Origin of the sequence: Pseudomonas sp. UBA6753 (assembly GCF_002453565.1) — a bacterium.
Taxonomy (GTDB): Bacteria; Pseudomonadota; Gammaproteobacteria; order Pseudomonadales; family Pseudomonadaceae; genus Aquipseudomonas; species Aquipseudomonas putida_Z.
In genome coordinates this window covers 42,563-52,068 of sequence record NZ_DKHD01000007.1, presented here as the reverse complement: position 1 = coordinate 52,068, position 9,506 = coordinate 42,563, and the positions used below count along the sequence as shown (strand labels likewise).

Below are 9,506 nucleotides of genomic sequence, written 5' to 3'. Positions count from 1 at the left end.
CGATCGCATTGTCCTCAAGCCAGGCGCTATCTCTGTGGGAGCTGGCTTGCCGGCGATGGGCCGCATAGCGGCCCCGATGGCCCGATCAGGACGGCGACCGATCCCGGCGCATCTGGGTAATCAGGGTAAAGCGATCATCCGGGTGCACCGTCTCGGACACCGCCATCAGGTCGCCGTTTTCCTCGCGGTAATGGCGAATGATCTTCAGCCCCGGCGCGCTTGCCTCGGCCTTCAGCACCCGGGCCATTTCCGCAGTCAGCAATACTGCCCGCACCTGCTGGTCGACCACCGCGATCGCCCGGCCATAGTGCTGCTCGATCAGCCCCGCAATCAGTTGGTCGGGGTGCTCGCGGGCCAACTCGATGACCTCGGCATAGTCGCGCTGCGCGTACACATCGGTCCAGCACAGCGGCGCCGCGTTGTGCACGCGGTCGACACGGATGCTCGACACGCAGAAGTAGTGCTCGCCCGGTACCAGCCCCAGCCGCGCCGCCTCGCTCAGGTCGGCGACGAAGTGGCGCACGTCCTGGATTTCCCGTTGCTGGGTTTCCGCCAGGTGCGCCAGGTCCGCCACGCTGGCCAGTGACTGCGAGTAGCCACCGCGCGGGCTGCTGGCCTCCACCCGGGTGCCCACGCGCTTGCGCCGCGATACCAGCCCTTGGTTGAGCAACTGGTTGATCGCCGCGCGCACCGTGTGTCGGCTCACATCGTACAGGTCGCACAGCTCGAACTCGGTCGGCAGCAGGCTACCCACCGGGTAGCGGCCACTGGCGATGCCTTCCATCAAGTCCTTGGCCACGGTGCTATAGCGCGTCGGGTTCATACCTTTGGTCTGTCTCGCGAATTTGTAACAGCGGCGGGGCGCAATGCGGCCCCGGAAATCAAGCCTGTGCGGGCAGGCTCATATGCAGCAAGGGGAACGGCCGGCCTTCGCCATCCAGCGGTGAACGGCCGGTCTGGATGAAACCATAGTGCCGGTAGAACCCCACCGCCTGCGGGTTCTGCTCGTTGACATCGACGCTCATAACGTTGTGCTTCTGGCGGCCGAAATCCAGCAGCGCGCGGCCTATGCCCTGGCCATGGCGCTCGGGGGCGACGAAGAGCATTTCCACGTGGTTGCCATTGAAGCCGATGAAGCCCAGCGGGCGGTCTTCGGTGTCAACCGCGACCCAGAGCTCGACGGCCAGGAGGTAGACGTCGCGCAATTGCGGCAGCAGCGCGTCGATGTCGGACGCTTGCAGAAAGTGGTGCGTGGCGCGCACGGCGCGCAGCCAGATATCGAGCAGTTGCGGGTGGTCTGCAGCGATGCTTTGGCGAATGATCATGCAGTCATGCCTGGGGAGACCGGGAGGAAAAAAGGGTACCCGGATTGTGTGGGGCGGGGCAATGGACGGTGGGGCAGGGCATCAGCTGATGTGTTGCCCGGGCCGGCCCTTTCGCGGGTAAACCCGCTCCCACAAGTACGGCACTGCCCTCGAGCCCGGCGCCGTACCTGTGGGAGCGGGTTTACCCGCGAACATGGGCGAAGCCCGTGCCATCGATGGGCTCGACTGCAATCCACGTCGATAGTTAGAAGCCTGCCTCCAGGCCCAGCAGGTCCTGCACCGTCTGCCTGCGGCGAATCATCCGTAGCGCTCCATCCTCGATCAGGAACTCCGGCAGCAACGGCCGGCTGTTGTAGTTCGACGACATCGACGCGCCATAGGCCCCGGCGTCGTGGATCACCAGCAGATCACCCACCTGCGCCTGGGGCAGGTCGTGCGGGGTCAGTTCCTGGTCATCCTGGGTAAACACATCTCCCGACTCGCACAGCGGCCCGGCCACCACGGTCGGCTGCCGTGGGCGGTCAACCGGCTGGCCGTCGGCGTCGAGCAGGGTCATGCGGTGGTAGGCCCCGTACATCGCCGGGCGCATCAGGTCGTTGAAACCGGCGTCGATCATGACGAAGGTGTTGCGGCCCGCCTGCTTCACGGCGCGTACCTCGGCCACCAGGTAGCCCGATTCTGCCACCAGGAAGCGCCCTGGCTCGATCTCCATGCGCACGGGGTGGCCCAGCATCGCTTCTATTTCCTTGCGGGCCACGGCCCAGGTCCGGGCGTAGCGTTGCAGGTCGACCGGTGTGTCGCTGCTGCGGTACGGGGTGGAAAGGCCGCCGCCAATGGAAAACGCCTCGATGTCCACGCCCAGGCGGCCGATCAGCTCGATCATCGAGCGCGCCACTTGCTCCAGATGCAGGTAATCCACCCCCGAGCCGATGTGCATGTGCACCCCTACCAGGTGCAGGCCATGGGTTTTCACGCAGGCCAGCGCTTCGCCCAGCTCTTCGTGCCAGATGCCGTGCTTGCTGTTTTCGCCGCCGGTGTTGGTCTTGCGGCTGTGGCCATGGCCAAAGCCGGGGTTGATGCGGATCCACACGCGGTGGCCGGGTGAGCGTTCACCCAGTTGGCGCAGCATGTCGATGGAACCGGCGTTGACTTCGATCTTCGAGGCCACCACCCGCTCCAGGGTCGGCCGGTCCAGCGCGTCGCAGGTCAGCACCACGCCGGCAGGGTCGCCACCCACGATGGCGCCCGCGGCAAACGCCCGTTCCATTTCGCCCAGCGACACTGCGTCCAGCACCAGGCCGTGGGCTCGCATCAGGCGCAGCACATGCAGGTTGGGGTTGGCCTTCTGGGCGAAGCGCACGGTGTCGAACACCTTCAGCTGTTCGACACGCTCGGCGATGGTGCCGGCGTCGTAGGCCCACAGCGGCGAGCCGTGCTGGCGGACAGCCTCGGCCAGAAGAGTGAAGGGTGCAGTCATGGCGGCGCTACTCATATAAGGAAGGCCACGAGGATGAGCCAAAGCAGGAATTCAGAAAAATAGCTATTTTTCTGTCAGCCATTCATATCTGATATGACCATTGCCGACTTGCCAGGTGTTGCCCGTGAAACTGTCCGTCCGCCATATCGAAGTGTTCCGCGCCATCATGGCCGCTGGCAGCGTCACCGGTGCTGCGCGCCTGCTGTTTACCTCGCAGCCCACCGTCAGCCGTGAGCTGGCGCGGCTGGAGCAGGTAACCGGGCTGAACCTGTTCGAGCGCGAAGGTGGCCGCCTGGTGGCGACGGCCCAGGCGCTGCTGTTGATCGAGGAGGTTGAACGGGCCTACGTAGGGCTGGAGCGCATCGACCGCTTTGCCCAGGCCATCCGCAATTTCGAGCAGGGCCGGCTGGCCATTACCTGCCTGCCGCTGTTTTCCCAGACCTTGCTGCCCAAGGCTTGCCAGCGCTTTCACCAGCAGCACCGGGGCGTGAGCGTGAGTATCCTGGCGCAGGAATCGCCGTTGCTGGAGGAGTCGCTGGTTGCCCAGCAGCATGACCTGGGCCTGACCGAGGTAGAACAGATACCGCGTGGCGCCTACGGCGAATTGCTGTTCAGCGCCAACATGGTGTGCGTGCTGCCCGACGGGCACCCGTTGCAGGCCAGGGCCGAGCTGGAGCTGAGCGATTTCCACGAGGTCGACTTCATCAACCTGGCCAGCCTGGACACCTACCGGCAGCGCCTGGACCAGCACTTTCGCGCGGCAGGGGTGAACCGCCGTACGGTCATCGAGACCACCAGTGCTGCCTCGGTGTGCGCCATGGTCAGGCAGGGCCTCGGGGTGGCGATCATCAACCCGCTGAGCGGGCTGGAGGCGGCGCAGGGCGGGTTGCCGATCCGGCGGTTGCGGGTGTCGGTGCCGTACCAGGTGATGCTGATCAGGCCGGACCACCGGCCGGCGTCGGCGGCGGTGGAGCCGTTTTGCCAGGCGTTGCGGGTGCAGGCTCTGGAGATGCAGCAGGCGCTGGCATGATCGTTGTGGGGGAACTGCCTTGCACAAAACCTAAAAAATTGGCGCGATCACTGTGGGAGCGGGCAAGCCCGCGAAGCAGGCGACGCGATGGATGGCACCGGCTGTGCCGGTGTTCGCGGGCATGCCCGCTCCCACAGGGGCAGCGCCGGTATTCAGTTCGTCACAGCTCGCAAACGAAGGTGCCGGTCCCGGCCAGGATGTTCTCCAGGGTTTCCTTCACTTCATCCATGTCACTCAACTCGCTGGTCAGGTTGATCTCCAGCACCTCATCCCCCTTCAGCGCATCCCGGTCGCCGGCCGCCACTTCGATCAGCAGGCGCTTGGCGCTCAGGGTCACTTTCAGGCCATCCAGCGTCGACGGCTCGTCATCCAGGGTCAGGTCGACGGTGTCTTCGTCCGGGTAGCGGGTCAGCAGGAACATCTGACCCTTGTCGCTGTGACAGCACAGGGTCGCCATGTTGTCTTCCTCGTCATCGCAAGGGGTGGCGAACAGCAGGGCAGTATTGATTTGCATGGACAAGGCTCGGATCAAAGGAAACGGAAGGGAATTCTGACAGTCTTGCCGACAGGCATAAACGTAAAGTTACCCCCCCTTGACCGAAATTGTCGCAGCGCTGCAAGCCTTGATGACCGATCAGTCGTTAAGCTTCGGCGAGCCCTGGGCGTGCCTGCGCACGTTCAACGCCTGGTTTTACCGTCCGCCTTGCCACGGGTTGGCTATCGTTGATCCGTACACGGCGCACGCAGCGACGCTTCAATTATTACAAAGCCCAAGCGGAGTACCACAGATGGCGTTCTTCACCGCAGCCAGCAAAGCCGACTTCCAGCATCAACTGCAAGCGGCCCTGGCGCAGCACATCAGCGAACAGTCCCTGCCACAAGTCGCGCTGTTCGCCGAGCAGTTCTTCGGCATCATCTCTCTGGACGAACTCACCCAACGCAGGCTTTCCGACCTGGCCGGCTGCACCCTGTCAGCCTGGCGCATCATCGAGCGTTTCGACCCCGAATACCCGCAAGTACGTGTGTACAACCCCGATTACGAACGCAATGGCTGGCAATCGACCCACAGCGTGGTCGAAGTGCTGCACCACGACCTGCCGTTCCTGGTCGACTCGGTACGCACCGAGCTCAACCGCCGCGGCTACAGCATCCACACCCTGCAGACCACCGTGCTAAGCGTGCGCCGCGGCGCCAAGGGCGAGCTGCTTGAACTGCTGCCCAAGGGCACCCAGGGCGAGGGCGTACGCCATGAGTCGCTGATGTACCTGGAGATCGACCGTTGCGCCAACGCCGCCGAGCTGACGGTACTGGCCCGCGAGATCGAGCAGGTGCTGGCCGAGGTGCGGGTGGTGGTTGCCGACTTCGAACCGATGAAGGCCAAGCTGCGTGAAGTGGTGGCGGAGGTGGAGCAGACCGCCTTTGGCCCGGCGCAGCACGAAAAGGGCGAGGTCAAGGCGTTCCTCGAGTGGCTGCTGGACAACCATTTCACCTTCCTGGGCTATGAAGAATTCACCGTCAAGGGCGACGCCGATGGCGGCCAGATGGTCTACGACGAGCAGTCGTTCCTCGGCCTGCCGCGCCGCCTGCGCGTGGGCCTGACGAGCGACGAGCTGCGCATCGAAGACTACGCCGTGGCCTACCTCAACGAACCGTTGCTGCTGTCGTTCGCCAAGGCCGCGCTGCCAAGCCGCGTACACCGCCCGGCCTACCCGGACTACGTGTCGATCCGCCAGCTGGACGCCGACGGCAAGGTGATCAAGGAGCACCGCTTCATGGGCCTGTACACCTCGTCGGTGTACGGTGAAAGCGTGCATGCCATCCCTTATATCCGGCAGAAGGTCACCGAAGTCGAGCGCCGCTCGGGCTTCGATCCCAAGGCCCACCTGGGCAAGGAACTGGCCCAGGTGCTGGAAGTGCTGCCGCGCGACGACCTGTTCCAGACCCCGGTCGACGAGCTGTTCAGCACCGTCATGTCGATCGTGCAGATCCAGGAACGCAACAAGATCCGCGTGTTCCTGCGCAAGGACCCGTACGGCCGCTTCTGCTACTGCCTGGCCTATGTACCGCGGGAAATCTACTCCACCGAAGTGCGGCAGAAGATCCAGCAGGTGCTGATGGAGCGCCTGAAGGCCAGCGACTGCGAGTTCTGGACCTTCTTCTCCGAATCGGTGCTGGCACGGGTTCAGCTGATTCTGCGGGTAGACCCGAAAAACCGCATCGACATCGACCCGCAGCAGCTGGAACGCGAAGTGATCCAGGCCTGCCGTTCGTGGCATGACGACTACTCGGCACTGGTGATCGAGAACTTCGGCGAAGCCCAGGGCACCAACATCCTCGCCGACTTCCCCAAAGGTTTCCCGGCTGGCTACCGCGAGCGCTTCGCCGCGCACTCGGCAGTGGTCGACCTGCAGCACGTGCTGAACCTGTCGGAAAGCAAGCCGCTGGCGATGAGCTTCTACCAGCCATTGACCCAGGTCGGGGAACGCACCCTGCACTGCAAGCTGTACCACGCCGACACGCCGCTGGCGCTGTCCGACGTGCTGCCGATCCTGGAGAACCTTGGCCTGCGCGTGCTCGGCGAGTTCCCGTATCGCCTGCGCCATGCCAGTGGCCGCGGCTACTGGATCCACGACTTCGCCTTCACCTACAGCGAAGGCCTGAGCCTGGACATCCAGCAGCTCAACGACACCCTGCAGGATGCCTTCATCCACATCGTCCGCGGCGATGCCGAGAACGACGCCTTCAACCGCCTGGTGCTGACCGCCGGCCTGCCATGGCGCGACGTGGCGCTGCTGCGCGCCTACGCCCGTTACCTGAAGCAGATTCGCCTGGGCTTCGACCTGGGCTACATCGCCAGCACCCTGAACAACCACACCGAGATCGCCCGCGAGCTGACCCGGTTGTTCAAGACCCGCTTCTACCTGGCGCGCAAGCTCACCCAGGAAGACCTGGATGACAAGCAACTGCGCCTGGAACAAGCCATCCTGACCGCGCTGGACGACGTGCAGGTGCTCAACGAAGACCGCATCCTGCGTCGCTACCTGGACCTGATCAAGGCCACCCTGCGCACCAACTTCTACCAGCCGGACGCCAACGGCCACAACAAGTCGTACTTCAGCTTCAAGTTCAACCCCAAGCTGATCCCCGAACTGCCTAAACCAGTGCCCAAGTTCGAGATCTTCGTCTACTCGCCACGGGTCGAAGGCGTGCACCTGCGCTTTGGCAACGTCGCCCGCGGCGGCCTGCGCTGGTCCGACCGCGAGGAAGACTTCCGCACCGAGGTGCTGGGCCTGGTGAAAGCCCAGCAGGTAAAGAACTCGGTCATCGTGCCGGTCGGTGCCAAGGGCGGCTTCCTGCCGCGCCGCCTGCCGCTGGGCGGCAGCCGTGACGAGATCGCCGCCGAAGGCGTGGCGTGCTACCGCATCTTCATTTCCGGCCTGCTCGACATCACCGACAACCTCAAGGACGGTGGCGTGGTACCGCCGGCCAACGTGGTGCGCCATGACGATGACGACCCGTACCTGGTGGTGGCGGCCGACAAGGGCACCGCGACCTTCTCGGACATCGCCAACGGCATCGCCATCGACTACGGCTTCTGGTTGGGCGACGCCTTCGCCTCGGGCGGCTCGGCCGGTTACGACCACAAGAAGATGGGTATTACCGCGCGCGGTGCCTGGGTGGGCGTGCAGCGCCACTTCCGCGAGCGCGGCATCAATGTGCAGGAAGACCCGATCACCGTCATTGGCGTCGGCGACATGGCCGGCGACGTGTTCGGCAACGGCCTGCTGATGTCCGACAAGCTGCAACTGGTGGCGGCGTTCAACCACCTGCACATCTTCATCGACCCGAACCCGGAGCCAGCCGCAAGCTTTGCCGAACGCAAGCGCCTGTTCGACCTGCCGCGCTCGGCCTGGAGCGACTACGACACCAGCATCATGTCCGAAGGCGGCGGGATCTTCCCGCGCAGTGCCAAGAGCATCGCCATCAGCCCGCAGATGAAAGAGCGCTTCGCCATCGAAGCCGACCGCCTGACCCCGACCGAGCTGCTCAATGCGCTACTCAAGGCACCGGTAGACCTGCTGTGGAACGGTGGCATCGGTACCTACGTCAAGGCCAGCACCGAGAGCCACGCCGACGTCGGTGACAAGGCCAACGACGCGCTGCGGGTCAATGGCAACGAACTGCGCTGCAAGGTGGTGGGCGAGGGCGGCAACCTGGGCATGACCCAGCTTGGCCGGGTCGAGTTCGGCCTGCATGGCGGCGCCACCAACACCGACTTCATCGACAACGCCGGCGGCGTGGACTGCTCCGACCACGAGGTCAACATCAAGATCCTGCTCAACGAAGTGGTGCAGGGTGGCGACATGACCGAGAAGCAGCGCAACCAGCTGCTGGGCAGCATGACCGACGAAGTGGCCGGCCTGGTGCTGGGCAACAACTACAAGCAGACCCAGGCGTTGTCGCTGGCGGCCCGCCGCGCCCGCGAGCGGATTGCCGAGTACAAGCGCCTGATGGCCGACCTGGAGGCCCGAGGCAAGCTGGACCGCGCCATCGAGTTCCTGCCGTCCGAAGAGCAGTTGGCCGAGCGCCTGGCCGCCGGCCAGGGCCTGACCCGCGCCGAGCTGTCGGTGCTGATCTCGTACAGTAAGATCGACCTCAAGGAACAGCTGCTCAAGTCGCTGGTGCCGGACGACGACTACCTGACCCGCGACATGGAAACCGCCTTCCCGCCGTCGCTGGTCAGCAAATTCGCCGAGTCCATGCGCCGCCACCGCCTGAAGCGCGAAATCGTCAGCACCCAGATCGCCAACGACCTGGTCAACAACATGGGCATCACCTTCGTCCAGCGCCTGAAGGAGTCGACCGGCATGAGCCCGGCCAACGTGGCCGGGGCCTATGTGATCGTGCGCGACATCTTCCATCTGCCGCACTGGTTCCGCCAGATCGAGGCACTGGACTACCAGGTGCCGGCGGAAATCCAGCTGACCCTGATGGACGAGCTGATGCGCCTGGGCCGCCGTGCCACCCGCTGGTTCCTGCGCAGCCGCCGCAACGAGCAGGACGCCGGGCGCGACACCGCGCATTTCGGGCCGAAGATCGCGCAACTGGGGCTCAAGCTCGACGAGTTGCTCGAAGGCCCGACCCGCGAGCGCTGGATGGTGCGCTACCAGGGCTTCGTCGAGGCTGGTGTGCCGGAGTTGCTGGCGCGCATGGTGGCTGGCACTACCCACCTGTACACCCTGTTGCCGATCATCGAGGCTTCGGATGTTACCGGCCATGACCCGGCGCAGGTGGCCAAGGCGTTCTTCGCCGTGGGCAGCGCACTGGACCTGACCTGGTACCTGCAGGAAATCAGCAACCTGCCGGTGGAGAACAACTGGCAGGCGCTGGCTCGCGAGGCATTCCGCGATGACATCGACCTGCAGCAGCGGGCGATCACCATCTCGGTACTGCAGATGGCCGATGCACCGGAAGACATGGACGCCCGCGTGGCGCTGTGGGCCGAGCAGCACCGGGTGATGGTGGAGCGCTGGCGCGCCATGCTGGATGACCTGCGCAATGCCACCGGTACCGACTATGCGATGTACGCGGTGGCCAACCGCGAGCTGGTCGACCTGGCCATGAGCGGGCAGGCGGCGGTGGTGCCGTCCTGAGCCATGAGCTGAAATGAAAA

At 64.6% G+C, this 9,506-nt stretch carries 6 protein-coding genes; 2 read left to right on the top strand and 4 right to left on the bottom strand.

Annotated features, from left to right (window positions below):
- Positions 1-85 precede the first annotated feature (85 nt).
- The 3 genes from B2790_RS04545 to lysA form a co-directional block, all read right to left on the bottom strand.
- Complete coding sequence (locus tag B2790_RS04545; protein ID WP_286918345.1) at positions 86-823, bottom strand: GntR family transcriptional regulator; 738 nt, start codon at positions 821-823, stop codon at positions 86-88.
- Positions 824-881: 58 nt separating this feature from the next.
- A complete protein-coding gene (locus tag B2790_RS04540; RefSeq protein ID WP_039614895.1) occupies positions 882-1,325 on the bottom strand; it encodes an acetyltransferase in 444 nt (147 codons plus the stop codon).
- Between the two features lie 244 nt (positions 1,326-1,569).
- Positions 1,570-2,802 (bottom strand): diaminopimelate decarboxylase, encoded by a 1,233-nt coding sequence (lysA, locus tag B2790_RS04535; RefSeq protein WP_286918344.1) that lies wholly within the window; start codon positions 2,800-2,802, stop codon positions 1,570-1,572.
- A 124-nt stretch (positions 2,803-2,926) separates the two neighbouring features.
- Here lysA and B2790_RS04530 point away from each other — a divergent pair, with 124 nt between their 5' ends.
- A complete protein-coding gene (locus B2790_RS04530) occupies positions 2,927-3,832 on the top strand; it encodes a LysR family transcriptional regulator (RefSeq protein ID WP_286918343.1) in 906 nt (301 codons plus the stop codon).
- Positions 3,833-3,992: 160 nt separating this feature from the next.
- Here the strand turns inward: B2790_RS04530 and B2790_RS04525 are convergent, their stop codons facing one another.
- Entirely contained in the window at positions 3,993-4,346 is a 354-nt protein-coding gene (locus tag B2790_RS04525; RefSeq protein WP_013971664.1) for a hypothetical protein, read from the bottom strand.
- 274 nt (positions 4,347-4,620) lie between these two features.
- Between B2790_RS04525 and B2790_RS04520 the strand changes: the two genes are divergently transcribed.
- Complete coding sequence (locus B2790_RS04520) at positions 4,621-9,486, top strand: NAD-glutamate dehydrogenase (RefSeq protein WP_286918342.1); 4,866 nt, start codon at positions 4,621-4,623, stop codon at positions 9,484-9,486.
- Positions 9,487-9,506: the final 20 nt, after the last annotated feature.